Raw genomic sequence first — 25,486 nt, 5'->3', positions numbered from 1 at the left:
GGCGCCACTATGTTGGATAAAGTATTAATAGCGAACCGTGGAGAAATAGCGCTGCGTATACTTCGCGCCTGCAAAGAACTCGGCATAAAAACCGTTGCGGCTCATTCCACCGCGGATAGAAGCTTAAAGCACGTGCTGTTAGCTGATGAATCCATTTGCATTGGCAGTGCGCCTGCAAAAGAAAGCTACTTAAATATTCCACGGTTAATTGCTGCGGCCGAGGTGACTAACTCAATTGCTATTCATCCAGGCTATGGATTTTTATCAGAAAATGCTGAGTTTGCTGAAGCCGTGGAAAAAAGCGGATTCGTGTTTATTGGACCACGAGCTGAAACGATCAGCCTTATGGGCGACAAAGTATCCGCTATAGCGTCTATGCGAAAAGCAGGTGTGCCATGCGTGCCGGGTTCAGACGGGCCTTTAGGCGACGATATTGAGAAAAATAAAGCCATTGCGAAACGCATTGGCTACCCCATGATTGTAAAGTCAGCAGGCGGTGGCGGTGGACGCGGCATGCGTGTTGTGCGCAGCGAAGCCGAGTTAGACGAAGCCATTCGCACAACCAAAGCAGAAGCTGGAGCCGCGTTTAATAATGACGTGGTATATATGGAGAAATTTTTAGAGAATCCCCGCCATATTGAAATTCAGATCTTAGCCGACGGTCAAGGCAATGCAATTCACTTAGGCGAGCGTGACTGCTCTATGCAAAGGCGCCATCAAAAAGTGGTTGAAGAGGCCCCTGCTCCAGGCATTTCAGATTCAATGCGCGAAAAAATTGGTGAGCGCTGCCGACGCGCCTGTCTTGAAATAAACTATCGCGGTGCAGGTACTTTTGAGTTTTTATATGAAAACGGCGAGTTCTTTTTTATCGAAATGAATACCCGAATTCAGGTAGAGCATCCCGTTACCGAAATGGTCACCGGCGTTGATCTTATTAAAGAGCAGCTGCGCATTGCCGCAGGGCAGCCATTGTCGATAGAGCAGTCGCAAATAAAAGTGCGTGGCCATGCCATAGAGTGTCGTATAAACGCAGAAGACTCTGAGACATTTATTCCCAGTCCAGGCAAAATAACCACGTTTCATGCACCCGGTGGATTAGGGGTACGCTGGGAGTCACATATTTACTCAGGCTATACTGTACCGCCTTATTATGACTCTATGATTGGCAAATTAATTACCTTTGGTGAGAGTCGTGATGAGGCTATAGCCAGAATGCGCCACGCCTTAAATGAACTCGTGATAGACGGCATTAAGACTAACGTATCGCTACAAAAGCGAATTATGAAAGACGAAAACTTCTTTAACGGCGGCACCAACATCCATTATTTGGAACGAAAACTCGAGAAAGAGAAATAAACCCGAAGCCAGCTAAAGCTGGCTCTTTTGTGCCCAAAAGTCATGGTTCTTTCGCACTGGAGTCACGTTAGACGACTCACGCTAGACTGTCTGGTGGTCAACCATAGACAGCATTTAGTTTGGACAGTCTAAAGCATAACTCTTCATTCTGGACAGTCTAGAATGAAGCTTTGGAACTAACTTGGATTTTTTTAAAACCTTTTCCAGCTTTAATAAGTTTAAATCTAGACTGTCCACACTTATCAAATACAAATAAAGATAGCTTATGACACTAAAAAGTAAACAGACTAAAATCACTGATATTTATACAGTTTTTACTTACAGATACATATTTGATGAAAAAAATGATATCGTTAACTTGCACTCAGACGTATACGATCTACAGCATTTTCCAGAGCGCTTGATGAGTAGTTACAACGCTGAGTGGCAAAAATACAACAGAAAGGCGGCAAATAAACGCAATCTCGATTTAAGTGCTCAACAAGCAAAGATATTGGTCAGTAAGCTAACTGATTCTCAACAAGAAGAGTTGAGTGAATTCCTGCAAGTTATCGAGAAGACAGCCGCTATTAATGCGTCTTCCAATATAAAAGTAATCAAGACTGAGTTTAAGTCGTATATAGAATCTCTACTAAAACTATAAGGTATTACAATGTTTGGATTATTTAAGTCTGACCCCACAAAAAAACTACAGCGCCAGCATGATCAACTACTTCAAAAAGGAGTCGATGCACAGCGTAAAGGTGATATGAGATTGTATGCACAAATAACATCGCAGGCTGAGGAATTGTCAAAACAAATCGACACGATTAAGAAGGCAAACGAAGCAAATAAATAAAAAGGTTACGGGTCGTCATGATGGTAAAAAAAATTTTAATTAGCTTTTTATTTGTAACACTGGTTACTACTTCACTTATAGCAAAATCAGATGAGGTAGGCATACTTCCATTTGATTTGGTTGAAACAAAACATAGTATTCGTGGGAAAAATGGAAAGCTAAACTACATTGCAGTAGCTGGCGACACCGCACTAAAAGATAGTAAAGGAAAACCAAAAGCCTCTATATTTAGCACTGCCTATTTTAGAAGCGATGTTAAAAATACATCGGAACGTCCCTTAATATTTGTTTTTAATGGCGGCCCCGGCTCATCGAGCGTTTGGTTACATCTTGGAGTTTTTGGGCCCAAAATAGTCCAAATCCCCAGCGACGCGCAAGCGGTACCTGCGCCACCGTACACACTAAAAGAAAATGCGTTAACCTTACTCGACATCGCTGACATGGTGTTTATTGACCCTGTGGGAACAGGTTATTCAACAGCCCTTGGTGAGTATGAAGGTAAAGACTTCTGGGGCGTGCGCCAAGACGCTGAAATAATGTCAGATTTTGTTCGCCAATTTATCACTAAGTATCAGCGCTGGAATTCACCCAAATATCTAGCCGGCGAAAGCTATGGTACAACGCGCGCAGCGGTAATGGTAAAGGAACTCCAAGAGGGGTGGGGAAGTATAGACCTTAACGGCGTATTCTTAATTTCAAGTATTGTCGATTTTCAAGCAGGAGACTTCAATACGGGTAACGACTTACCTTTCATCACATTTTTGCCAACTTATGCCGCCACGGCTTGGTATCATAACGCACTGCCGAATAAAGAAAACTATGCGGATCTACCTACCTTTATAGAAGAAGTCAGAACCTTCGCCATGACCGAATATGCTTCAGCGCTCATTCTTGGCCAGAATGTTTCAAAGGAAGCGTTTACAAATGTAGTTGATAGACTGCACGAGTACACGGGCCTCAGTAAGAAGTATCTGGAGCAAACAAACTTAAGAATAGATGAAATGTTGTTTATGAAAGAGCTTCTGCGCGACAGGGGCCTCAGCGTAGGCCGACTAGACAGTCGCTACTTAGGCGTTGACGCTAGTAATGTGGAAGCCCGTTTTGACACCGATCCATCTAGTTACGCAATAGACGGTGCGTATACCGTAGCAATGCAGACCTATCTTGCTAGCGATTTAAATATTCTAAGACAGCAGCGTTACAATATCCTATCAGGCGAGGTATTTTCAAACTGGGACTGGCTATATGAAGGAAGTGCTCGCAGCCAAGGATATTTGAACACAGGACATTTTTTATCCAGAGCACAGCGCCAAAACCCTTCTTTTAGAATATTTGTTGCAAATGGTTATTACGATCTAGCCACCCCTTTCTTTGCAACTGAATATTCATTTAATAGAAGCGGGTTTGATACACAACGTATTACAATGAAGTATTATGAATCAGGTCACATGATGTATATTCATCACCCCTCTTTGAAGAAGCTTGCTGACGATATGCGCGCGTTTCTATCCATTTACACGAATTAATCTTTAGGTGTTCTGATATGGCTTGGCAGCAAATAAAAATCAATGTTGAGGCCGATCATGCTGAGGCTTTAGCTGACTTTTTCACGGAATTAAATGCGCAGGCGGTAACGTTTGTTGATGCAAAAGACACTCCAATGTATGAGCCCAAACCTGGTCAGATATTGCTGTGGCCTGACACGCAAGTTATCGCTTTATATGATGCACAGGAAGATTTAAAACCAGTAATAAGCGCTATTCTTAAGCAGTATCGCTTTATTGATACTAATGAGATTGCGGTAGATCAGCTTGAAGATAAAAATTGGGAAAGAGAATGGATGAAAGATTTTCATCCTATGAAGTTCGGTAAGCGGCTATGGATATGCCCTAGTTGGCATGACATACCCGATATTAACGCCGTTAACATTAAACTCGATCCAGGACTTGCATTTGGAACAGGCACACACCCCACCACAAGATTATGCTTAGAATGGCTAGACAGCGTCGATTTAGTCGATAAAGTGCTGGTTGATTTCGGGTGTGGCTCTGGAATATTAGCAATTGCGGCCTTAAAATTAGGCGCTAAAGAAGTTATTGGCATAGATATTGACCCTCAAGCCTTAATAGCTAGCAAAGATAACGCTCAAAGAAATAGCGTTGAAGACAGGTTGTCATTATATCTTCCACAAAACCAACCCAATTTAGAAGCCGATATAGTTATTGCCAATATTTTATCGGCGCCGCTTAAGGAATTATCTGACACAATTTCAAATTATTGTAAAAATGCGGGCATGCTCGTTATGTCAGGTATATTACAAGAACAATACGAGTCAGTTGTTCAAGTCTATGAAAACCAATTTATTTTTGACCCTGCCACACTTGAAGGCGAGTGGGTCAGGCTTAGTGCCTTGAAAAAAAAGCAGTAAGTCAAGCTGAAAAATAATATTTTGTTTAAATATTAACCTTCACAAATAAAGCAAAAATAAGTACTATACTGCCCCGCTCGGGATGGCGTTCGTTTCTACGCTCCATTAGATCATGAATCCAATATAAAGGTTGTGGTATGCGAATAGGACCCTACACATTAAAAAACAATTTAATATTGGCTCCTATGGCGGGTGTAACTGACAGACCCTTTAGGCGTTTATGCTCAGAAATGGGGGCAGGCTTAGTGGTTTCAGAAATGCTGTCTTCAAATCCAAAGGTTTGGAAAACAGCAAAATCACTAAATCGTATGAACCATGAGGGTGAGTCGGGCATTCGTTCTATTCAAATTGCCGGCAGTGAGCCTTCTTTGATGGCAGAAGCGGCGCAATTTAATGTCGAAAGGGGTGCTCAAATTATTGATATCAATATGGGTTGCCCTGCAAAAAAAGTAAATAAGAAACTAGCGGGTTCGGCGTTATTGCAACAACCTGAGTTAGTAGCTAACATTTTGGATGCAGTGGTTAAGTCCGTTGATGTACCGGTCACCCTGAAAATTAGAACCGGTTGGGACGTAGATAATCGAAACGGAATACACATCGCTAAAATAGCGCAAGATAAAGGTATTGTGTCTATTGCAGTACACGGCAGAACGAGAACATGCATGTTCAAAGGCCATGCAGAGTACGACACCATAAAGGCAATAAAGGCAAATGTGAGCATTCCGGTCATCGCCAATGGGGATATTAAAAACGCTTTACAAGCAAAGGAAGTTTTACATTACACCGGTGCTGACGGGATAATGATTGGCAGGGCTGCACAAGGAAATCCGTGGATTTTTAGGCAAATAGAGCATTTTTTATCACAAGGAATTCAGCTAGAAAAGCCATCACCACAAGAGATGGCGGTGATATCCATACGGCACGTTCACGATATCTATGACCTATATGGTCTTAATATGGGCGTTCGGATAGCGCGCAAACATGTTGGATGGTATCTGGACTCGTACGATCCTGAAAAGGAATTTCGTCGCAGATTCAATAAAATAGACGAAGGTGTTCTCCAGATAGAGGCACTAGAAGAATTTTTTTCATTGTTGTCAAAGCAAGTTAACTACAATCCTTGCAACGCAGCTTAGTTACATGGAATAACCAAAGAGAGCTCTCAAATATATGTTCGATCAAAACCTTACCTCACCCTTTACAACAACAGTGACGACGCCATCACAGGCAAATGCCCAAAAGCCATTGCGCTCTTCTGTGAAACAAGCTGTAAACAAGTATCTAAAAGAACTTAATAATCAAGACATCGACAACTTATATGAATTGGTGTTAGCGGAAATAGAAGCACCTCTTCTAGAAGAAGTAATGACGTATACTAGGGGCAATCAAACCCGTGCTGCCAACCTTATGGGTATAAACAGAGGAACACTCCGTAAAAAGCTAAAGCAATACGGATTAGGCTAACTTCGTATTTTAAAAAAAGAGCGTATGATAACGCTCTTTTTTTTGGAAAACTAAAATCTAGACTGTCCAGCTTTTTACTTTTAGAACTTACTCGGCTGAGTTGATTATTAAAATCCAGACTGTCCAGACTTTTAAAAAATTACACATACTATCGAGTAACCAATGCAAAATACTACTATTACTAGGGCGCTAATTAGTGTTTCTGATAAAACGGGGATTGTTGAGTTCGCTAAGTCACTTGCGAGCATGGATATTGAAATTTTATCAACCGGTGGAACTGCATCGCTTCTGCGCCAAGAAGGCTTGACTGTTAAAGACGTTAGTGAACATACTGGCCACCCTGAAATAATGGATGGGCGCGTTAAAACACTACATCCCAAGATCCATGGTGGAATTCTTGGTAGAAGAGACATAGATGCGAACGTAATGCAGAAACATGAAATTCAAGCCATTGATTTAGTTGTGGTTAATCTGTATCCATTTGCTGAGACAGTGTCAAACCCCGATTGCAGCTTTGAAGATGCCATTGAAAATATCGACATTGGCGGCCCAGCGATGGTTAGAGCCTCGGCCAAGAATTTTAAAGACGTTACTATTGTTGTAGAACCTAATGACTATTTAACAATTTTGGATGAGTTAAACTTAGACCCTTCTGGAATAAGCTATGCAACTAGATACTCATTAGCCGTAAAAGCATTCGAGCACACTGCAAGATACGATGGTATGGTAGCAAACTACCTCGGTACAATGATTGAAGATGCAGCACATACTTGCCACGATAGTTGCACACATAAACGCAGTTCTTTTGGAAGAACACTCAATTTACAAATGGTCAAAAAGCAAGACTTAAGATATGGTGAAAATAGCCATCAAAATGCTGCTTTTTATGTAGAGCACAATATTCAAGAATCCTCAGTTGCCACAGCAAAACAACTGCAAGGCAAAGAGCTTTCATTCAACAACATAGCAGACACAGATGCGGCTTTAGAATGTGTAAAAGAGTTTGAAGAGCCGGCATGTGTGATTGTGAAACATGCAAATCCATGCGGTGCTGCACTAGGGGAGAGTATATTAGAGGCCTATTCCAAAGCTTTTAAAACAGACCCAACCTCGGCATTTGGCGGCATAATAGCGTTTAATCGAGAGTTGGACGAAGTAACCGCCACTGCCATAATTGAAAGCCAATTTGTAGAAGTCATCATCGCACCATCAATAAGCGATGCCGCATGTAAAGTAATTGCGAAAAAAGCGAATATTCGCTTACTAGAGTGCGGTGATTGGCAAGGTCAGTTAACTGATGAGTTTGACTTTAAAAGAGTAAATGGAGGCTTACTTGTACAAGAACGCGACTTTGGTATGGTCGACATTGATGATTTGACAGTGGTGACCGACGTAGCCCCAAGTGATTCACAAATAAGCGATTTATTATTTGCTTGGAAAGTGGCTAAATATGTAAAATCTAACGCTATCGTTTATAGTAAAGACACTATGACAATTGGGGTTGGCGCTGGTCAAATGAGCCGAGTTTATTCAGCTAAGATAGCTGGCATAAAAGCGCAAGATGAGGGATTAACGGTAGAAGGCTGCGTAATGGCATCTGACGCATTTTTCCCATTTAGAGACGGCATAGACGCCGCCGCTGCCGCAGGAATTAAGGCTGTTATACAGCCTGGTGGTTCAATGCGAGACAATGAAGTGATAGCAGCGGCGAATGAACACGGTATTGCGATGGTCTTTACCGGCATGCGTCATTTTAAGCATTAGCAACATCTAGACTGTTTAGCAACAACAATGGCAAAGTTATGGATAGGGTAACTCTTAATCGTCCAACTGTAATAGGTAGAAAGATAAATATGAAAATTTTAATCATCGGCGGCGGCGGCAGAGAACATGCAATAGCTTACAAAGTCGCCCAATCTTCTCTTGTAGACCAAATATTTGTTTCTCCAGGAAACCCGGGTATAGCGGACGAAGAAAAAGTTGAGCTAATAAATTTAGCAATAGACGATTTGGATGGTTTGTTAGCATTTGCCTTGAAAGAAGAAATTTCACTTACCATTGTTGGTCCAGAAAAACCTCTTGTAATGGGTATAACTGACCTATTCGAGCAAAATGGGCTTAAGATCTTTGGTCCAAGCCAAAAAGCAGCCCAGTTGGAGGGCTCTAAATCATTTAGTAAGGACTTTTTAGCCAAGTATAAAATCCCAACTGCTAAACATAGAACCTTTGATGACATAGATGAAGCAATAGATTACATAAATTCTAAACGCATGCCAATTGTCATAAAAGCAGACGGCTTAGCCGCTGGCAAAGGAGTAATAATAGCGAATACTAAAAAAGAAGCTCGCGAGACAGTTTTTCAAATGATGGACTGCGGCTCGCTCGACGGTGCAGGTAGACGCGTAGTGATCGAGGACTTTTTAACGGGTGAAGAGGCTAGTTTTATCGTAATGGTTGATGGTAAAAATGCACTTCCTTTTGCGACCAGCCAAGATCATAAAAGGGCATTTAATAATGATACTGGTCCTAACACAGGTGGCATGGGCGCTTACTCTCCCGCACCGGTGGTGACGCCAGAAATTCATCAAAAAGTTATGGATAAAATAGTTTACCCAACCATAAATGGAATGATAGAACAGGGGAATCCCTACAAGGGCATACTTTACGTTGGATTGATGATTACCGCCCAAGGTCGCCCAAAAGTAATTGAATTTAACTGCCGATTCGGAGACCCTGAGACCCAGCCAATTATGATGCGTTTAGAGTCAGATTTAGTTGAGCTTTGTTTGCTAGCCTGCGAAGGTAATTTGGATAAAGCTGAGATAAACTTCACAACTCAAGCTGCGCTTGGTGTGGTGTTAGCCTCTGGTGGTTATCCTGACAGCTATGAAAAAAATATTCCCATCGTTGGCTTAGATTATATCTTTCGCGCTACAGATACGAAAGTGTTTCAAGCTGGCACCGTCTTTATGAGAGGTATTGTGTCAACAAATGGCGGACGAATTCTATGCGTTACCAGCCTAGGTGACACGGTTAAAGAAGCGCAAACGCAGGCTTATAAACAAATTAGAAAGATCAGCTGTAAGGGTTCTTTTTTTCGGAGCGATATTGGTAATCGCGCAATCGAGAGAGAATAGTTTCGCATAATGCGCTAGTTTGCGCTTCTCGTAGACCTGAAAGTAGTCTAGCTTGTTTAGTAAACATATCGACAAGCTGACTTTCTCCAGCACTCATTTCAAAGGCCTTTTCGAAGTCCAAGGAACGATTAGCCCAGTTTTCTCCGTCTTTGCAGTTGTCATCTAGTTCAGCAAAATCTTCATGTTTACTAACATCAGCAATCAAACTTTCCAATCTATCAATGTAATCTTGTAAAGACATATTTAAACATCCTCTACAAACCATGCAAGAACAGGTTTTTCGTAATGGTATCATTTGCGTCTGGGCGCAGTTGACCGCCTTGTCTAAGCGATACTTAATACTAGTAAAGTGCGAATCAAAAAGGGATTTCGACTTTCTTGCTCTTATTGGATTTAAATCTACATATTGCATACATGATAAAACTGCATTTGCGTCAAGTAGGGCTTGGCTTTTGAACCTGGCTTCCCAAAAGTGCCCTTTTATTTTATCTTCTTTATTGGCTCTTTTGGCTACATAGCAATTAAACCTGCTCATGAAAGTACTGATATCCGTCAACTTTCGCCGATACTCATCAATTTCATTCATTACTACGGTCAATTCAACGTCATTTAGTTTAGCGCCCCAGTCACGCTGTAAATATGACTGACACAATACGGATAATTTCCCAATTTTAGACCATCTTTGTAGCACCTCCGCGTTACTCCATTGCTGCGATAATTCAAGATTTACGAATAACACAAGGTGAGTATGGTTATCCATTATCGCAAAGGAAAGCAGGTCGATGGCAAACACATCAGACAAGAACAGCAATCGACGTTGGATCCATTCATTCCTATAATTAGAATGCCCTTCGTTAATTTCAAGTGAATTTAATAAGAAGCCTTGGCGCACGCATCTTGTAATGCAGTGATAGAAGCATGTTGTTGCATAATTGATTAGGTATTTGCGTGCAATTGTCATGCAAAAAGACTAATCGTTTACCCGATGTATTGTTACTGTTCAGTAGTCTAGTTTTTCCGCAACATGTGCCTTTTCGCCCAGAGTAACAGCATAAAAACTCTTCTGGACAGTCTAGAAAAAACAAGTTTGGACAGTCTAGAATTTACCAATAAAGCTTAAAGGGCTTGACGCAAACCTTTAGCTTCCCTATAAGTAGGGTATACAAAACAAAGAAGTCCAATATGTCAGTTAAACATCCAATTATAGCAATAACAGGTTCCTCTGGTGCAGGGACAACTACGACTACTAATGCGATTAGGCATATTTTCCGTAATTTGAACATAAATGCGGCTTCAGTAGGCGGAGATAGCTTTCATCGATTTACGCGTCCTGAGATGGAAGTTGAAATAAGAAAAGCGCAGGAACAGGGACGGCATATAAGCTACTTTGGTCCTAAGGCTAACGATTTTGAATTACTCGAACAACTGTTTAAATCATATGAGCGCGAAGGCCAAGGCCAGTATCGGCAGTACTTACATACATTCGATGAAGCCGTTCCCTTTAACCAAATGCCAGGCACATTTACACCTTGGCAAGAGCTGCCAGATAAAACTGATTTACTGTTTTATGAGGGCTTACATGGAGGTGTAAAAACCAACGACTGCGATGTCGCTTCATTTGTCGATTTATTAGTTGGTATGGTGCCAATCGTAAATTTGGAGTGGATTCAAAAAATTGTTCGTGACACCTCCGACCGTGGACATTCAAGAGACGCGGTAATGAGCAGTATAGTCAGAAGCTTAGACGACTATTTTCATTTTATCACTCCGCAATTTTCTCGCACCCATATCAATTTTCAAAGAGTGCCCACCGTGGACACTTCTAACCCCTTCAGTGCGCGAGAAATCCCGTCGCAAGATGAAAGCTTTGTGGTTGTTCGATTTAGACGCGACATGACAAAGGTTGACTTCCCTTATTTGCTAAAGATGATTGATGGCTCTTTTATGTCTCGCATCAACACCTTAGTTGTCCCTGGCGGTAAAATGGGCTTAGCCATGGAGCTTATATTAACCCCTTTAATTTCCGAGCTTATGGATAAAAAGCGGCGGGCTGATTATCAAGTAGATTGGGTAGCAGACAATAAGTAAGTCGACTTCGACACACTTAGAAACATAAGAATAATTGGCTTACGTACTTCTATTCGCTATATTCAAAGAAATTAGTTTAAGGATATGCCCTATATGACACGCGAAACCCCAAAAATTTTAGTCGTGGATGACGACATGCGCCTTCGCTCATTACTTGAAAGATACTTAAGTGAACAAGGTTATCAGGTAAGAGGCGCTGCTAATGGCGAACAAATGGATAGGCTACTTGCACGAGAAAATTTTCACTTGATGGTGTTGGATTTAATGTTACCAAATGAAGATGGACTGTCTATTTGCCGCAGACTTCGTCAACAAAAAAACCCAATCCCCATCATTATGCTAACCGCCAAAGGAGATGAAGTTGATAGAATCATTGGCCTAGAAATGGGCGCAGACGATTATTTGCCAAAGCCGTTTAATCCCAGAGAATTATTAGCCCGAGCTAAAGCGGTACTGCGTAGGAAAGTTACTGAAGCACCGGGTGCACCCTCACGATCTGAACAAACTGTCGAATTTGGTCCATTCACACTTAACTTAGCAACACGAGAAATGCGTCAAGAAGGAAAACCAATAACGTTGACTAGCGGAGAGTTTGCTGTACTTAAATCGTTAGTCACACACCCTAGAGAGCCCTTATCGCGTGATAAACTAATGAATCTCGCCAGAGGCCGAGACTATAGCGCACTTGAACGAAGCATCGATGTGCAGGTATCAAGGCTTCGTAGGATGGTAGAAAGTGATGCGACCAATCCCCGATATATCCAGACTGTCTGGGGACTGGGTTACGTATTTGTGCCTGATGGTCAATCTAGGCCTTAGGCAAAAATTTATAAGCATCCTTCCAAAAAGCACGTTTGGTCAAACGGCTCTGCTCATTGCTGCCTTGTTATTTATCAATCAGCTCGTCTCTTATTTATCAGTAACACACTATTTTATCAGCCCAAGTTACAAACAAATTAATAAGCTGATTTCAAATCAAATAAACACTTTTTTTATCCTTGATATCGAATCATTAAGCCCAGCGCAAATTGAAAAACTAACAAGTACCACGGGAATTCGTTTTCACGATGAGATTTCAGCTATGCACGCAGGCTTAGGCAATGCTGCTTACTACGACTTTATGTCAAAGCAAATCACGCAGCAACTCGGCAAAGACACCGAAATAAGGGTCAAAACAGGGAAGAACTATATGGTGTGGATAAAGCCACCGCAAGACCGCGACATATGGATTTCGATACCCCTTACCGGACCGAATGAAAATTCACTGTCACCGCTAACCATGTATTTTTTTGTTATTGGCGCATTAAGCGTTACAGGAGGATGGTTGTTCGTTCAGCGTTTAAATCGACCTTTGCAAGCACTTCAAAAGGGTGCCACACAAGTTGAAAAAGGACATTTCCCGGCCCCTCTTGCGCTCGTTGGTAGTAGCGAAATAATAGCCGTTACAGAGGCTTTTAATAAGATGTCGCGGGGTATTAAACAGCTTGAGAACGACCGCGTCCTCATGACAGCTGGTATATCACATGACCTACGAACTCCCCTGACCCGGATTAGGCTTGCAAGCGAAATGCTGCCAGATGAACAAGCGTGGGTTAAAGACGGCATAGAGCACGATATAGAAGATTTGAACGCAATTATTAATCAATTTATTGACTATGCAAAACAGGACCAGCAAGAAACGGCGGTATTTGCTAACATAAACGAATTAATTCATGAGTTAGTTGATAGCAGAACCATTATCTCAACGCATATGATTGAACTAAAGTTGGCCAAAGTCACTGCTACAAAACTACGCACGGTAGGTATTAAGCGCGTAATTGAAAACCTAATCGAAAATGCTTTAAAATATGGTAGCGATACCATCACCATTTCAACGGCAATGGTTGATAAAAACAGAAATATCTTATGCTGCGTGAGGGATTTTGGAAAGGGGATTGATCAGACCCAGATGGAGCAAATGTTTACGCCTTTCGCTCAAGGAGATCAAGCCCGAGGAACAAGCGGATCCGGCCTTGGCTTGGCCATTGTTAAAAGAATTATCGAGAGCCATGGCGGCAAAATTCAGTTTACTAATCATCCCGACGGTGGCCTAAACGCAAGTTTCTTGCTGCCCGTCTCTCACTAAAGTGTTTAATCTACTCTTAGGCCCTACCAGAACCCAAGTTTTGGCTATGTATGTTCTTAACATCAATTTCGTCGAATATATATACGCTGTGGCAGAATTGACAGTCCATTTTGATGTTACCATCTTCAACGATAATCTCTAAAAGTTCGTCTATAGGCATACTTCTAAGCGCACCTGCACTTCTGTCTCGAGAGCAATCACAAGAAAACTGGACTTTTTGAGGCTCAAAAATTCTAATGACTTCATCATGATAAAGCCTGTGTATCATTTGAGAGTGTTGAAGTGTAAGTATTTCTTCGCTAGTCACCGTGTTTGCTAAATGCACAACATGCTCAAAATCTGGGTTTTCTTCTACGTTACTCGACTCACTAGAGGTGGGCACAATTTGAATAAGTAGTCCTGCTGCTTTGGGGTTCACGCCCAATTGACTAGTTAGAAACACTTTTGTTAAGAGTTGTTCAGACTGCAAGAAATAGTCCTCTACGCAATCCGCTAGGCTTGATTTATCAAGCGCTACCATACCCTGATAACGTTGACCGTCCTTAGGCGTAAGGGTAATGACTAAAATACCTTTTTTAAAGCACTCTGAGAATGATTTGGGGTGCTGGACAATTGTTTCGTCCCACCTCGCTACACCCCGAAGCTTCTGTTCATGCGTGCCATTAACAATAATATATTTTATGGGACCTTCCCCCTGAATCTGCAAGGCAATTTCACCCTCAAATTTGAGGGTTGCCGCAAGTAAGCTTGCCGTGACCAACAATTCACCAATCAGTGTTTGCACAAATCCTGGGTAATCTGCGGATGCTAAAATAGATTGAAAACTTTCTTCTAACGACACTATTTCGCCTCGTATTGATCTATTCTCAAAAAGAAATCTGTCTAGAACGTCTGCCATATACTACCTACTCACTGATGCTTGAATTTTATGATTTCTCGTCGCTGCTTTTTATCTGGACGGGAATCAGGTTTGGGACTGTGAAAAGCACTTAACTCTCTTGCCTGCGCGTTTTTTTCACGCTGTATAATACTCTGGGAAGTCTCACTGTAAAGTGCCTGAGCGAGAATGGCGCTTTGTCTTTTATCGTTAATACTCTCGACAGTTATAATTTTCTGGTCGTAACCAGAAGGTATCTTAATTTTTGCGCCCACCTCAACCAATCGGCTGGCTTTCGTGCGCTGCTCATTGTACTGAACTTTACCTGCTTGCACCAAATCTCGGGCGATTGCCCTAGTTTTGCAAAATCGAGCAGCCCATAACCATTTGTCTAATCGAACCTTTAATACAACATCAGACGCATTAGCTTGCTTGTTTTTTTGTGACTTACCAGCCATTCAAAAACTCCTCAAATTGAGTAACAGCCCTTTTCTGGACAGTCTAGATTATAACTTAAGGCTCTACTGAAAAATAGAAAAACGCTAAAACTAAAGCAAAATTAATGGATAAGTATAAAATCTGGACAGTCTGGAAAATAACTTCTGGACAGTCTAAAAATTAGCTTTTAGAGCTTAATAGTTGGCACTATACAAAAAACGTGACTCTCCACAAAAAAATTGACTATCCGAGATAATTGCAGCGCAGTAATGAGTTTTTTTTGAGAGTTTTAATCTTTGCTATTGTAGCTTTAACTCGTACTAGCTATGATTAATGATTAGCGAATTTAAGATGACTTTAGTAAATTAACCATGAGTGTTTTTACAGTAGTAAACGCAAAAGAAACTTATCAACGCAACGAAGGCAAACTAATCCTAGTATTGATAGTGATACTAAGCATCTATTTGCTGGCTTTTGCAGCGAAAATAACTTGGTCGATGCTACCAGAACCTCAAAGTAAGTTAGCACAACTACAGGCGCCCCAGATAACGGATGATAGCAGTTCACGTGCCTCCAATAATATTAGCAACATAATCAATCAAAATTTATTTGGTAACACCGATAAACCAGCACCCGTTGCTACGCTAGATAAAGTAAGTGATGTACCTCAAACTCAGTTGAATTTGATATTATCTGGCGTAGTTTCTTCCAACGACCCAAACCGTAGTGCTGCCATTATAGAGTATAGAAACAATCAAAGTACTTACGGCGTGGGCGATAGAATTGAAGGAACTAACGTAACGCTTGACAAAATTTATGTAGACAGGGTCATTATCAAAAATAGAGTTACTCGTGAAACACTCATGCTAGACGGTATTGACTTTGACGAAGCCAATAAGAAGAGAGCTGATGAGACCTTCGTTACCTCAGCAAACACTCAACCATTCATGAATTCGCCCAGTAAGCCAATTGCACAAAATCAAAATATACGTAATCAGGCGCAAGCGCTGCGTGATGCTCGACAAAAATTAGCACAAGAACCAGCCAGTTTTACTGATATGATCTCATTGTCACCGCACAGAGTTAACGGCGTGTTTATCGGCTTTAAAGTGACCCCTGGATTGCAACCCACTTTGTTTAATTCGGTAGGTTTGCAAAATGGTGACATTGTTGTGCAACTTAATGGTTTAGATTTAAGCGATTTACAACAATCGAAAGAGGCAATCACAGAATTACAACAAGCAGAATCTTTGCAATTAGAAGTACTGCGCGGCAATGAGTACGTCTCTCTTAATCTAGATATTTCCGATGCATCGGGCAACGAATAAGGTAGCAGTTTTATGATACTTATAAAGCCAGGAAAAAAAGTTAAACACTTAGCATTCAGCCTTCTAATAGCGGGCACATTGTTAAGCAATAGCTTTTTTGTCAGCAGTGCTGAATATCAACCTAACTTTAAGAATACGGAGATCACTGAATTCATTAATATTGTTGGGAAAAATTTAAAGCGTACTATTATTGTTGACCCTAACGTAAGAGGCAAAATTAGCGTTCGCAGCTACGATTTATTAAGTGAAGATCAGTATTACCAATTTTTCTTAAACGTATTACAAGTCTACGATTTTGCCGTTGTAGAAATGCCAAACGGCATTCTAAAAGTGGTACGATCTAAAGATGCAAAGTCATCCAACATCCCGGTAGTTGAGGCCACTGAGTTTAACGGCGACGAAATGATCACGCGCGTTATTCCCGTGTACAACGTACCCGTAAGAGAGTTGGCGCCTATTCTAAGGCAGCTAAATGATCAAACGGGCGGCGGCAATGTTGTTGCCCACGACCCTTCAAACGTAATGATGATCACTGGCCGCGCAGCAGTTGTAAATAGATTAGTAGAGATCATCGAGAGGGTCGACAGAGCCGGCGATGAAGACGTTGAAGTCATTAAATTGCGCTTTGCCTCAGCCTCAGAGATGGTGCGCATTATAGACAGTGTTAACAATTCCCAAAATAACCAAGCTGCCGGTGGCAAGTCAACACCAAGAGTAGTGGCCGATGACAGAACCAACAGCATCATAGTGAGCGGCGATGCAAAAGCACGCCAGCGTTTAATCAACTTGATCCAAAGAATGGATGAAGAGCTTGAAACGAGCGGCAACACGCGCGTTATTTTTCTAAACTATTCGAAAGCAGAAGATCTAGTAACAGTACTTCAAGGCGTTAGTGACAGTATTCAATCAGAAGCTCAAGGCGCTCAACAACAGCAGCGTAGGAGCCGTGGCGGCAGCCGCAATGTGAGTATCGACTCGCATGAAGATAGCAACTCTTTAGTCATCACCGCAGAGCCAGACATGATGCGGTCATTAGAGGAGGTCATTCGCCAGTTAGATGTACGCAGAGCTCAAGTTCAGGTTGAAGCAATAATAGTAGAAGTATTTGAAGGCGATGGTGTAACCCTTGGCGTGCAGCTTGTTTCAGAGGAAGGTGGAGGCACGCAGTTTACCAACGGTGTTATTGGAGTAGGTTCATTGGGAGTTGCCTTACGTCAGGCTGAAGATCGCACAGTGAGTGGCACCACACTATTGCCTGAAATTGGCGACGTTCCGACATCTCGCACAATCGAAGGTAACCTAACACCACTTGCTCAATTATTAGGCGGCGCCAATGGCCTAATTGCTGGAATCGTTGAAAACGGCTGGGGCGCAGTTGTCCAGGCTGTCAGCACCGACACAAACTCCAATATTCTAGCCACACCACATTTAACCACCTTAGATAATGAAGAAGCGTTCTTCATTGTTGGCCAAGAAGTCCCAATTATTACTGGCACCTCTACAGGCTCCAATAATTCCAATCCTTTTCAAACGGTAGAACGACAAGAAATAGGCATTAAACTAAAAGTAACTCCCCAAATAAACGAAGGCGACGCGGTACAATTGACCATTGAACAAGAAGTTTCGAGTGTAAGTGGCGCTACCTCTGTTGATATTTCTATCAACAAACGACAAATTAAAACCACCGTAATCGTAAATGACGGCGGCACTATTGTATTGGGCGGCTTAATAGATGAAGATGTGCAGGAAAGTGTATCAAAGGTGCCTATACTAGGGGATATACCAATCATTGGCCACCTATTCAAAACCTCCAGCACGAGTACTCGAAAGCGTAATCTCATGGTATTTATAAAGCCCACCATTGTGCGCGATGGCATTACAATGAACGATATCAGCCATAGAAAATACAATTTTATTCGGGCGCAGCAGCTAAATAGGCAGTCTCAGGGTATTCCACTAATGCCGTTTAAAGAAGGCCCTAGTTTACCCGCATGGGATGATAAACTGATCCTGCCCCCATCGTTTGAAGAATATTTGACTGAAAAAAACAAGCAGGATATTGATTAATGGCTAGTGAGTTAGCGCATACACAATCCACTGACATCAAAGGCTTAGACGGATTAGCGGACTCTGTAGCTGAAGAAGTTATAGCCGACATGGCAATTGACGAAATGAGCCCGCAAGGCTCTGGGAAGCTACCCTTTAGCTTCGCTAAACGCTTTCATTTGCTGTTGGATGTAGATGTTGAGCCGCACGATCTCTACTATACGCCTGAAACACCCATGTCAGCATTTGCTGAGGTACGTCGCTACAGCGGTCAAACTTTTGTATTAAAAAAAACCACTCAAGGTGATTTTGAAACCTTACTAACAGATTCATTTCAACGCGACTCATCAGAAGCAAAGCAGTTAATGGAAGACTTAGGTAACAAAAGCGATTTATTTGCACTAGCTGAAGACTTACCCGATACAGAAGATTTACTCGATAACGAAGATGATGCTCCTATAATTAAACTTATAAACGCGATGCTAGGAGAAGCCATTAAGGAAGGCGCGTCTGACATTCATATTGAAACATTTGAGAATCAATTGGTAGTCAGGTTTAGAGTAGATGGTGTGCTGCGCGAAATTCTCAGACCAAATCGCAAGATGTCTTCAATGCTGGTATCGCGTATTAAAGTTATGTCGAAAATGGACATTGCTGAAAAGCGAGTCCCTCAAGACGGCCGCATAAGCCTTAGGATTGGCGGTCGCGGGGTTGACGTCAGAGTGTCGACCATGCCGTCGAGCCATGGCGAACGGGTAGTCTTACGTTTGCTTGATAAAAACAATGCACGCTTAAATTTGCAAGACCTAGGGATGACCCTTGTCAATAGAACCTTTTTCTCTGAGCTTATTCGTAAACCACACGGCATCATCCTAATTACGGGGCCCACCGGTTCCGGTAAAAGTACCACCTTGTACGCTGGTTTAAGTGAAATTAACTCAAAAGATCGTAATATTCTTACCGTCGAAGATCCCATCGAGTTTGACTTAGAGGGTATAGGGCAAACTCAAGTGAATCCTAAAGTGGACATGACATTTGCACGTGGTCTGCGGGCAATATTACGTCAAGACCCTGATGTGGTAATGGTCGGTGAAATACGCGATTTAGAAACTGCGCAAATTGCTGTGCAAGCAAGTTTGACCGGTCATTTGGTCCTTTCAACCTTGCACACCAACACCGCCGCAGGCGCAATTACTCGGCTGGAAGATATGGGTATAGAGCCTTTTTTGCTCTCCTCCAGCTTAGTTTCCGTACTTTCCCAACGCCTGGTAAGGACCCTATGCAAGGAATGTAAAGCGCCGCATATGGCAAGCAAAGGAGAACAGGAAATTTTGAACACCTCAAATGAGGTCACTATTTACAACCCTGTAGGCTGTATTAGCTGCAATCACACAGGCTACAGAGGCAGAACAGGGATACATGAACAGCTTATAGTTAATGATACAATACGTGAAATGATGCACGAAGGCCGCGGTGAACAAGCCATTGAAAAATATATTCGCACTACCACCCCTTCTATTAGACAAGATGGCTGCGACAAAGTATTACAAGGTGTTACTTCGTTAGAAGAGGTCTTAAGAGTGACCAGAGAAGAGTAATGCCAGCATACGCATATAAAGCACTAGATGCAGCAGGCAAAAATAAGAGTGGTGTTTTAGTAGCTGACAACCCTCGCCAAGCACGGCAGCAACTGCGCGAACAATCTTTTATTCCACTTGAAGTCGCCCAAGTTGAAGAGCAAAAAGCCAGTGAAAAAAGCGTAAAAGCATTTTTTAGCCCTAGTATATCTACACCAGAACTCGCCCTTCTCACTAGGCAGCTTTCAACGCTTATTGAAGCTTCACTGCCCATTGAAGAAGCACTATTAGCGGTGGCTGAACAATCTGAGAAGTCGCGCACCAAAAACATGATGATGGCGGTTCGCAGTAAAGTAATTGAAGGCCATAGTTTAGCTAAAGCGTTGGGTGAGTTTCCAAAAGCTTTCGACAAGCTATTTAGATCGATGGTGGCGGCAGGCGAAAAATCAGGCCATTTAGATGCTGTATTAACTCGCCTTGCAGATTATGCCGAAAGACGTTATCAAACACAGAGCCAAATTACACAAGCGCTCGTGTATCCTATCCTAATGACAGTGGTTGCACTTGGTGTCGTTATAATGCTGCTGACCACCGTAGTACCTCAAATAATTGGACAGTTTGACAATATGGAGCAAGAGCTGCCAACCGTGACCAAAGTGTTAATTGCGATTAGTGAGGGCGTGCAAAACTATGGTGTTTACGCCGCTATTGCGCTGGGTATATTAATATTTGCCATTGCCAAAATGCTTAGAAATTCTCTCCTTCAGGAGCGCTGGCATAAACATTTATTAACATTACCGTTTGTTGGCAAGCTTACTAGGGGAACTAATACGGCTAGATTTGCTCGAACATTAAGTATATTGACCTCTAGCAGTGTTCCATTACTGGAGTCAATGATAATTGGTGGAAACGTGCTTGAAAATAGACATTTGCAAAACCTTGTGCGCATAGCCGCGGAGCGAGTTAAAGAAGGCAGTAGCCTTAGAGCAGCTTTAGCGCAGACCAAAGTATTTCCGCCTATGATGATGCATATGATAGCGTCTGGTGAACGGTCTGGCGAATTAACTCAAATGTTAGCGCGCGCAGCCGAGAATCAAGAAAGAGAGTTTGAAAACACAATAAATATGTCACTTAAAGTATTTGAACCTGTATTGATAATTTCTATGGCAGGCATAGTACTGTTTATTGTGATGGCGATTATCTTGCCAATATTAGAATTAAACAATTTAGCTGGAGTGTAATACATGATTGTGAAAAGCAATATGAAGAGTAATATACAAGGTTTTACCCTCATTGAAGTGATGGTGGTCATCTTTATTATCGCCACCATGGCGGCGGTTGTTGCACCGCAAATATTTAATCAGCGAGACTCAGCTAAGATAAAAAAAGCCGCGATCGACATTCAAGCTTTAGAGGGCTCTCTTGAACTATATCGTTTGCAAACGAACACTATACCCACTACTGAACAGGGCCTTGACGCCTTGGTAAACATTCCAACTATCGACCCAATTCCTCGTAGTTATCCCGAAGGTGGGATTATTAAGCGACTGCCCGAAGATCCTTGGGGCAATGCCTACGTACTGCTCTACCCAGGTGAAGTAGGTCAATATGATATTTATAGTTTTGGGCCCGATGGATTAGAAGGATCAGAGGATGACATTGCGACTTGGAACCTAAACGAATATTTAAAATAACTACATGAAGTTATCTTCTAGACTGTCCAGACGATAACTTTTTTAAATATCTAGACCGTCTAGATGCTAATCTTTGCGTTTATAAAAGCATACAAACAAATAAATAAATAAAATCAAGGACTTATGTTTTTTGACTTAAATAAACTCAAATCAAGGCGTTCACAGCAAGCAGGGTTTACATTGCTTGAAATTATTATTGTGCTCGCTTTAATAGGACTGATTTTAGCCAGTGTTAGATACACTGTTTTTACCGAGAATGTAGAAAAGGATATTGAAAAAGAAGTGAAGCGACTGCAAGTCGTTTTTAATATGGCCAGTGACTATGCGCTAATTAATCAATTAGAGCTAGGATTACGAATTGATGGCGACGAACAGTCTTACCAATTCGTCAAATTAGACGATGATGAAATGTGGGTTGCGCTAGACAATCAAAAACATTTCGATAAAGTATTTTTCACACAAGGCGTAACGCTAGGAATCACGCTAGACGGCTTTATGTGGGAGGAGGATGACTCGTTATTTAACAATCGCATTTTCGACGACGAGCTAAGTGTCAGTAATGATGGCGTAGTGATCGGCAACGAAGAGGACAGAACACCTCCGCCACCCCAGGTATTTATTTTATCGAGCGGCGAAATAAGCCCTTTCGAACTGCAAATTAGGTATGAGTCACAAGAGATAAACCAAGAGCCTTTTGAGTTTGTTTTAGAAGGACGCGACACTGTTCCCTTGAAAATGATTAAGCCTGATGATGTATAAGCGCAGAGTTATAAAAAGCGCAAAAAAAACAAAGGGCTTTACTTTAGTGGAGGTTATGGTTGCTGTTGCTATTTTTGCTATGGCTGGTGGTGCGGTTATGAAAGCGGTTTATGAAAATTTGAGCGCAATTACAGTATTAGAGCGGGTGACATTTGCAACATGGGTAGCCAACAATGAACTTACCAAAAGCAGTTTAGAAACAACGATTAAATGGCCTTTAGATAAGCAAACAAAAGGCGAACAGGAAATGTTAGGCAAACGCTGGTATTGGCAAAGAGTGGTAGTGAAGACAGCTGATGATGCTTTGTATCAAGTAACGATTACAGTTGGTTTAGATGAAGAACTTAAGAACCCTATTACGTCCGTGACAACTTTCATGACAAATCAAACCGAATAATGAAAACGCCTCAAACTGCCATAAATAACAATCTAGACTGTCCAGATTTTTACTTTACGTATAAAAATCATAGAGGTTTTACTTTACTAGAAATTGTTATCGCCATCGCGATATTTTCGCTATTAGCATTAGGCGCAAACTCCTTGCTAACGACAGTCATGCGATCAAATGAAATATCAGCACAACGAGAAGCAAAATTTGAGCAACTACAGCGCGCAATGCTTATTATTGAACGCGACTTTTTACAAATACAAGCGCGCACCCCGCGCACTCAAGGCCTTGAAAATGATCTGATCATAACAGGCGGTGAGTTTGAATTTGAAAGTGATGCTTATGGTATCGGTTTCGTGCGCGGGGGCTGGCGAAATCCTCAGTTACGGCTCAAACGCAGCACCTTGCAAAACGTAGCCTACAGGCTTCAAGAAAATCGTTTAGAACGGCTTCATACAAACTATGTTGATGCGGTATTGGGCACTGAACCAAATATACGGGTGCTTTTAGACAATGTGAGTGATTTTAAAATTGAGATCCTATCAACCGTTCAAACTGAGCTAGAGTGGTCTGAGACCATCCCCAGTACCGAGCTTCCTATCGCCATAGCGGTAATTATGACGATTGACTCTTTTGGCATAATACGAAGAGAGTTTCAGATAAAAGTATGAAAAAGGCATTAAATACACCTTCTTGTCATAAGCAAAAGGGCGTTGCACTTATCGTGGTGCTACTCATTGTGGCTATTATTACGGTCATTGCGGTAGAAATGAGCAGCCGACTGCAGCTAAACGTGGCCAGAACCCTTAATTTAAAAGCCAATAACCAGGCCTACTGGTATGCGCTTGGTGCTGAGCAGTTTGCTAAAAAATCGTTGATAACCTTGAATACGCTCACCCCCGAAAATACCAATTTAAGCCAGCCCTGGGCTGAAACTTTCGAATATCCAGTTGAGGGCGGATCAATAAAAGCGCAGTTAATCGACATGCAGGCGTGCTTTAATCTTAACGCAATTAATTCAAGTGAGAGCGCTAATACGGCAAACTCAACCAACTCAATGAATTCAAGTACTGCGACAAATTCAGCAAATCCAAGTACTGCGACAAATTCAGCAAATCCAACTACTGCTAAAATAGGTCCAAGCCCGTCTCAAAAATCATTTCAACTTTTATTAGAAAGTTATATTAACGACAGTCTAGTCGTTGAAACAATTCGAGATTCCCTAATAGATTGGATAGACAAGGACAGCATACCCAATAACTATGGCGCTGAAGACGCTGACTATGAGTCATTAGTAAACCCTTACTTAGCCGCAAATAGTCCATTAGGACACGCTTCAGAAATAAGATTAATTAACGGCATTGACCAATTACTGGCTATGGGCGGCTTCCAAGATTTACGCAAAGCCATTTGTGTACTGCCTGAATCCAAGCTAGCGGTAAATGTGAATACTATTACCAAAGAGAACGCGGTTGTGTTGAGCGCCCTTTTAGGACAGAATTCGAATATCGGCGCCGATATTATAGGAAGTCGCCCACCAGAGGGCTTCCAAAGCGATGAAGCATTCTTAAATCTGTCTGAAGTGCAGGCACTCTCGTTAAGCAAGCAACAAAAGAGTTGGTTCAAGGTGACAACCCAGTATTTTCGACTAAATGTTACAGCCAAGTTCCAAGGCTCACAGTTTACATTATCGACTATTTTTAAAGTAGATAGCGGCGAAATAACCATTATTAGCAGAGAGTTTGGAGGCGGATTTTAGATGCAGCATTTAATAATTCGATTAGGTTCACATACCAGTGACCCTATTCACTGGTTACTGTACAGCGAACAGGAACAAGAAATAATTGCCTCAGGGAAACTCAATGACGCCAGTGCACTTGGCTCGCTAGCAGACAGGGCCAACCACGCGCAGGTTTATGCCCTAGCGCCCTCGAGCGATATCGTTTTTAGACAAGTTGAATTGCCAAAAAATGCGTCTCGTAAAGCAATTTCTGCAATACCATTCATGCTGGAAGATGAAATATGCGTTAATGTAGAACAGCTATTTTTTGCACTGGGACCTAGAATAGAAAATACCCAACAAGTGGCAGTTGTTGCTAAAGAAAAACTCAAGCAGTGGATGCAGATGCTTGGAGATGCTAATTTATTTTGCCTTCATATTTTGCCCGATGCCTATTGCTTACCCCAAAATGACGGTATTAGTCTGTTAGAAATAGAAGGTAACTTGATCGTAAAATTAGCCGACGGTCAATGCTTACAAGGTGAAAGCCAGTGGTTATTGCCATTAGTCTTAGAACAAGCAAGCGCCAAAGAAACGCGCATAACTTGCTATAGCGAAGTTGAAGGACTCACAGAATCAAGCCAAACAGCCTTTAATTTTGACAGCTTACCTATGCATTTGCTGCTTAAAGGCGCATTAATATCCGATTTAAATTTGTTCCAAGGTGAATATGCGGTAAGACGCAAATCTAACCCTAGCTGGGAAAAGTGGAAGTTTGCCGCAGCACTTGCAGTCGTTGCGCTATGCGCCAATCTAGTGTTCAAAACTGCCCAGCTTAACGAAGTAAAACGAGAACGCGCTCAAGTACGACAAGCCATCACCACAAGTATTGAGCAAGGTTTCCCAGATTTAGGAAAAGTCACAAATGTGAAAATTGTGCTTACCCGAGAAATAAAAGCATTGGAACAAGGCGGTGGAAATTTGAGCATGCTGGCCATGTTATCTAGGTTGAGCAGTGCTTTTGAAAACTCTGGCGTGAAACCGCAGACGCTGAAGTATGACAGCAGACGCTCTGAAATTCGTATGCAATCGGTAGCACAAAACTTCGAAGACTTAGAGAAATTTAGAAGACACGCTCAAAATCTCGGCTTCGAAGTAGATCAAGGTGCTATTAATAATCGTGGCGATGAAGTAATTGGCGTTATCACAGTGAGGGGTTAATA

The 25,486-nt window shown here is 41.9% G+C and carries 25 protein-coding genes; 22 read left to right on the top strand and 3 right to left on the bottom strand.

The window, feature by feature from the left end; genetic code table 11:
- The first annotated feature begins 9 nt into the window (after positions 1 to 9).
- The 9 genes from accC to purD all read left to right on the top strand — a co-directional run bounded on the left by accC (position 10) and on the right by purD (position 9,223).
- The gene (gene accC / locus BAE46_RS06435) at positions 10 to 1,356 is read left to right on the top strand and encodes an acetyl-CoA carboxylase biotin carboxylase subunit (protein WP_006004480.1); all 1,347 of its coding nucleotides are present in this window, start codon (positions 10 to 12) and stop codon (positions 1,354 to 1,356) included.
- A gap of 265 nt (positions 1,357 to 1,621) precedes the next feature.
- Entirely contained in the window at positions 1,622 to 1,999 is a 378-nt protein-coding gene (locus BAE46_RS06430) for a hypothetical protein (protein WP_006004479.1), read from the top strand.
- A 9-nt stretch (positions 2,000 to 2,008) separates the two neighbouring features.
- Positions 2,009 to 2,194 (top strand): DUF6435 family protein, encoded by a 186-nt coding sequence (locus tag BAE46_RS06425; protein WP_006004477.1) that lies wholly within the window; start codon positions 2,009 to 2,011, stop codon positions 2,192 to 2,194.
- Positions 2,195 to 2,211: 17 nt separating this feature from the next.
- The gene (locus BAE46_RS06420) at positions 2,212 to 3,720 is read left to right on the top strand and encodes a S10 family peptidase (protein WP_070112033.1); all 1,509 of its coding nucleotides are present in this window, start codon (positions 2,212 to 2,214) and stop codon (positions 3,718 to 3,720) included.
- 17 nt (positions 3,721 to 3,737) lie between these two features.
- Complete coding sequence (gene prmA / locus BAE46_RS06415; protein ID WP_006004474.1) at positions 3,738 to 4,622, top strand: 50S ribosomal protein L11 methyltransferase; 885 nt, start codon at positions 3,738 to 3,740, stop codon at positions 4,620 to 4,622.
- A 137-nt stretch (positions 4,623 to 4,759) separates the two neighbouring features.
- Complete coding sequence (gene dusB, locus BAE46_RS06410; protein WP_006004473.1) at positions 4,760 to 5,758, top strand: tRNA dihydrouridine synthase DusB; 999 nt, start codon at positions 4,760 to 4,762, stop codon at positions 5,756 to 5,758.
- Between the two features lie 34 nt (positions 5,759 to 5,792).
- Positions 5,793 to 6,086: a DNA-binding transcriptional regulator Fis gene (fis, locus tag BAE46_RS06405; protein WP_006004472.1), complete on the top strand. Its 294-nt coding sequence runs from the start codon at positions 5,793 to 5,795 to the stop codon at positions 6,084 to 6,086.
- Between the two features lie 162 nt (positions 6,087 to 6,248).
- On the top strand, positions 6,249 to 7,850 hold the full coding sequence (gene purH / locus BAE46_RS06400) for a bifunctional phosphoribosylaminoimidazolecarboxamide formyltransferase/IMP cyclohydrolase (protein ID WP_070112031.1): 1,602 nt from the start codon (positions 6,249 to 6,251) through the stop codon (positions 7,848 to 7,850).
- A gap of 89 nt (positions 7,851 to 7,939) precedes the next feature.
- The gene (gene purD, locus BAE46_RS06395) at positions 7,940 to 9,223 is read left to right on the top strand and encodes a phosphoribosylamine--glycine ligase (RefSeq protein ID WP_070112029.1); all 1,284 of its coding nucleotides are present in this window, start codon (positions 7,940 to 7,942) and stop codon (positions 9,221 to 9,223) included.
- Here the strand turns inward: purD and BAE46_RS06390 are convergent.
- Positions 9,162 to 10,184, bottom strand: coding sequence for a transposase (locus BAE46_RS06390; protein ID WP_141567233.1), 1,023 nt, complete (start codon positions 10,182 to 10,184; stop codon positions 9,162 to 9,164). The genes purD and BAE46_RS06390 overlap by 62 nt on opposite strands.
- A 221-nt stretch (positions 10,185 to 10,405) precedes the next feature.
- Here BAE46_RS06390 and BAE46_RS06385 point away from each other — a divergent pair, with 221 nt between their 5' ends.
- From BAE46_RS06385 to envZ, 3 genes are all read left to right on the top strand, one after another.
- On the top strand, positions 10,406 to 11,311 hold the full coding sequence (locus BAE46_RS06385) for a phosphoribulokinase (protein WP_006004468.1): 906 nt from the start codon (positions 10,406 to 10,408) through the stop codon (positions 11,309 to 11,311).
- A gap of 93 nt (positions 11,312 to 11,404) precedes the next feature.
- Positions 11,405 to 12,130, top strand: coding sequence for an osmolarity response regulator transcription factor OmpR (gene ompR, locus BAE46_RS06380; protein WP_006004467.1), 726 nt, complete (start codon positions 11,405 to 11,407; stop codon positions 12,128 to 12,130).
- Positions 12,131 to 12,140: 10 nt separating this feature from the next.
- The gene (envZ, locus tag BAE46_RS06375) at positions 12,141 to 13,436 is read left to right on the top strand and encodes a two-component system sensor histidine kinase EnvZ (RefSeq protein ID WP_040520461.1); all 1,296 of its coding nucleotides are present in this window, start codon (positions 12,141 to 12,143) and stop codon (positions 13,434 to 13,436) included.
- A 16-nt stretch (positions 13,437 to 13,452) separates the two neighbouring features.
- On the opposite strand, the gene hslO is transcribed toward envZ, so the two are convergent.
- The gene (hslO, locus tag BAE46_RS06370) at positions 13,453 to 14,334 is read right to left on the bottom strand and encodes an Hsp33 family molecular chaperone HslO (protein ID WP_070112025.1); all 882 of its coding nucleotides are present in this window, start codon (positions 14,332 to 14,334) and stop codon (positions 13,453 to 13,455) included.
- Between the two features lie 11 nt (positions 14,335 to 14,345).
- Positions 14,346 to 14,771 (bottom strand): ribosome-associated heat shock protein Hsp15, encoded by a 426-nt coding sequence (gene hslR, locus BAE46_RS06365; RefSeq protein WP_006004464.1) that lies wholly within the window; start codon positions 14,769 to 14,771, stop codon positions 14,346 to 14,348.
- A gap of 351 nt (positions 14,772 to 15,122) precedes the next feature.
- Between hslR and gspC the strand changes: the two genes are divergently transcribed.
- From gspC to gspL, 10 genes are all read left to right on the top strand, one after another.
- Positions 15,123 to 16,079: a type II secretion system protein GspC gene (gene gspC / locus BAE46_RS06360; RefSeq protein WP_070112023.1), complete on the top strand. Its 957-nt coding sequence runs from the start codon at positions 15,123 to 15,125 to the stop codon at positions 16,077 to 16,079.
- Positions 16,080 to 16,091: 12 nt separating this feature from the next.
- On the top strand, positions 16,092 to 18,146 hold the full coding sequence (gene gspD / locus BAE46_RS06355; RefSeq protein WP_006004462.1) for a type II secretion system secretin GspD: 2,055 nt from the start codon (positions 16,092 to 16,094) through the stop codon (positions 18,144 to 18,146).
- An 89-nt stretch (positions 18,147 to 18,235) separates the two neighbouring features.
- Entirely contained in the window at positions 18,236 to 19,723 is a 1,488-nt protein-coding gene (gene gspE, locus BAE46_RS06350; protein ID WP_081483907.1) for a type II secretion system ATPase GspE, read from the top strand.
- Positions 19,723 to 20,943, top strand: a complete 1,221-nt coding sequence (gene gspF / locus BAE46_RS06345) for a type II secretion system inner membrane protein GspF (RefSeq protein WP_006004460.1) — start codon at positions 19,723 to 19,725, stop codon at positions 20,941 to 20,943. Before gspE ends, gspF begins: the two co-directional genes overlap by 1 nt.
- A gap of 3 nt (positions 20,944 to 20,946) precedes the next feature.
- Positions 20,947 to 21,396, top strand: coding sequence for a type II secretion system major pseudopilin GspG (gene gspG, locus BAE46_RS06340; RefSeq protein ID WP_006004459.1), 450 nt, complete (start codon positions 20,947 to 20,949; stop codon positions 21,394 to 21,396).
- A gap of 123 nt (positions 21,397 to 21,519) precedes the next feature.
- Positions 21,520 to 22,155 carry a type II secretion system minor pseudopilin GspH gene (gene gspH, locus BAE46_RS06335; protein WP_070112022.1) on the top strand — a complete coding sequence of 212 codons (636 nt, stop codon included), beginning with the start codon at positions 21,520 to 21,522 and terminating at the stop codon, positions 22,153 to 22,155.
- Positions 22,145 to 22,552, top strand: a complete 408-nt coding sequence (gspI, locus tag BAE46_RS06330; RefSeq protein WP_238528943.1) for a type II secretion system minor pseudopilin GspI — start codon at positions 22,145 to 22,147, stop codon at positions 22,550 to 22,552. Before gspH ends, gspI begins: the two co-directional genes overlap by 11 nt.
- Positions 22,552 to 23,214, top strand: coding sequence for a type II secretion system minor pseudopilin GspJ (gspJ, locus tag BAE46_RS06325; protein ID WP_083256815.1), 663 nt, complete (start codon positions 22,552 to 22,554; stop codon positions 23,212 to 23,214). Before gspI ends, gspJ begins: the two co-directional genes overlap by 1 nt.
- Complete coding sequence (gene gspK, locus BAE46_RS06320) at positions 23,211 to 24,302, top strand: type II secretion system minor pseudopilin GspK (RefSeq protein ID WP_070112021.1); 1,092 nt, start codon at positions 23,211 to 23,213, stop codon at positions 24,300 to 24,302. Before gspJ ends, gspK begins: the two co-directional genes overlap by 4 nt.
- Entirely contained in the window at positions 24,303 to 25,484 is a 1,182-nt protein-coding gene (gene gspL / locus BAE46_RS06315) for a type II secretion system protein GspL (RefSeq protein ID WP_070112020.1), read from the top strand. It begins immediately after the preceding gene.
- Positions 25,485 to 25,486 lie beyond the last annotated feature (2 nt).

Origin of the sequence: Glaciecola punicea, assembly GCF_001756615.1 — a bacterium.
GTDB lineage: Bacteria > Pseudomonadota > Gammaproteobacteria > Enterobacterales > Alteromonadaceae > Glaciecola > Glaciecola punicea.
The sequence above is the reverse complement of the archived record's forward strand: the minus strand, read 5'-3'. Positions and strand labels throughout refer to the sequence as shown.

What these genes read in the sequence shown, in the direction of transcription:
- purH (WP_070112031.1), top strand. Translation starts at nt 6,249, where the DNA reads ATGCAAAATACTACTATTACTAGGGCGCTAATTAGTGTTTCTGATAAA.
- accC (WP_006004480.1), top strand. Translation starts at nt 10, where the DNA reads ATGTTGGATAAAGTATTAATAGCGAACCGTGGAGAAATAGCGCTGCGT.
- gspL (WP_070112020.1), top strand. Translation starts at nt 24,303, where the DNA reads ATGCAGCATTTAATAATTCGATTAGGTTCACATACCAGTGACCCTATT.
- gspC (WP_070112023.1), top strand. Translation starts at nt 15,123, where the DNA reads ATGAGTGTTTTTACAGTAGTAAACGCAAAAGAAACTTATCAACGCAAC.
- hslR (WP_006004464.1), bottom strand. Translation starts at nt 14,771, where the DNA reads ATGGCTGGTAAGTCACAAAAAAACAAGCAAGCTAATGCGTCTGATGTT.
- ompR (WP_006004467.1), top strand. Translation starts at nt 11,405, where the DNA reads ATGACACGCGAAACCCCAAAAATTTTAGTCGTGGATGACGACATGCGC.
- gspD (WP_006004462.1), top strand. Translation starts at nt 16,092, where the DNA reads ATGATACTTATAAAGCCAGGAAAAAAAGTTAAACACTTAGCATTCAGC.
- BAE46_RS06385 (WP_006004468.1), top strand. Translation starts at nt 10,406, where the DNA reads ATGTCAGTTAAACATCCAATTATAGCAATAACAGGTTCCTCTGGTGCA.
- fis (WP_006004472.1), top strand. Translation starts at nt 5,793, where the DNA reads ATGTTCGATCAAAACCTTACCTCACCCTTTACAACAACAGTGACGACG.
- BAE46_RS06430 (WP_006004479.1), top strand. Translation starts at nt 1,622, where the DNA reads ATGACACTAAAAAGTAAACAGACTAAAATCACTGATATTTATACAGTT.
- gspG (WP_006004459.1), top strand. Translation starts at nt 20,947, where the DNA reads ATGATTGTGAAAAGCAATATGAAGAGTAATATACAAGGTTTTACCCTC.
- BAE46_RS06425 (WP_006004477.1), top strand. Translation starts at nt 2,009, where the DNA reads ATGTTTGGATTATTTAAGTCTGACCCCACAAAAAAACTACAGCGCCAG.
- gspF (WP_006004460.1), top strand. Translation starts at nt 19,723, where the DNA reads ATGCCAGCATACGCATATAAAGCACTAGATGCAGCAGGCAAAAATAAG.
- gspE (WP_081483907.1), top strand. Translation starts at nt 18,236, where the DNA reads ATGGCAATTGACGAAATGAGCCCGCAAGGCTCTGGGAAGCTACCCTTT.
- BAE46_RS06420 (WP_070112033.1), top strand. Translation starts at nt 2,212, where the DNA reads ATGATGGTAAAAAAAATTTTAATTAGCTTTTTATTTGTAACACTGGTT.
- gspK (WP_070112021.1), top strand. Translation starts at nt 23,211, where the DNA reads ATGAAAAAGGCATTAAATACACCTTCTTGTCATAAGCAAAAGGGCGTT.
- gspH (WP_070112022.1), top strand. Translation starts at nt 21,520, where the DNA reads ATGTTTTTTGACTTAAATAAACTCAAATCAAGGCGTTCACAGCAAGCA.
- hslO (WP_070112025.1), bottom strand. Translation starts at nt 14,334, where the DNA reads ATGGCAGACGTTCTAGACAGATTTCTTTTTGAGAATAGATCAATACGA.
- dusB (WP_006004473.1), top strand. Translation starts at nt 4,760, where the DNA reads ATGCGAATAGGACCCTACACATTAAAAAACAATTTAATATTGGCTCCT.
- gspJ (WP_083256815.1), top strand. Translation starts at nt 22,552, where the DNA reads ATGAAAACGCCTCAAACTGCCATAAATAACAATCTAGACTGTCCAGAT.
- BAE46_RS06390 (WP_141567233.1), bottom strand. Translation starts at nt 10,184, where the DNA reads ATGACAATTGCACGCAAATACCTAATCAATTATGCAACAACATGCTTC.
- gspI (WP_238528943.1), top strand. Translation starts at nt 22,145, where the DNA reads ATGATGTATAAGCGCAGAGTTATAAAAAGCGCAAAAAAAACAAAGGGC.
- purD (WP_070112029.1), top strand. Translation starts at nt 7,940, where the DNA reads ATGAAAATTTTAATCATCGGCGGCGGCGGCAGAGAACATGCAATAGCT.
- prmA (WP_006004474.1), top strand. Translation starts at nt 3,738, where the DNA reads ATGGCTTGGCAGCAAATAAAAATCAATGTTGAGGCCGATCATGCTGAG.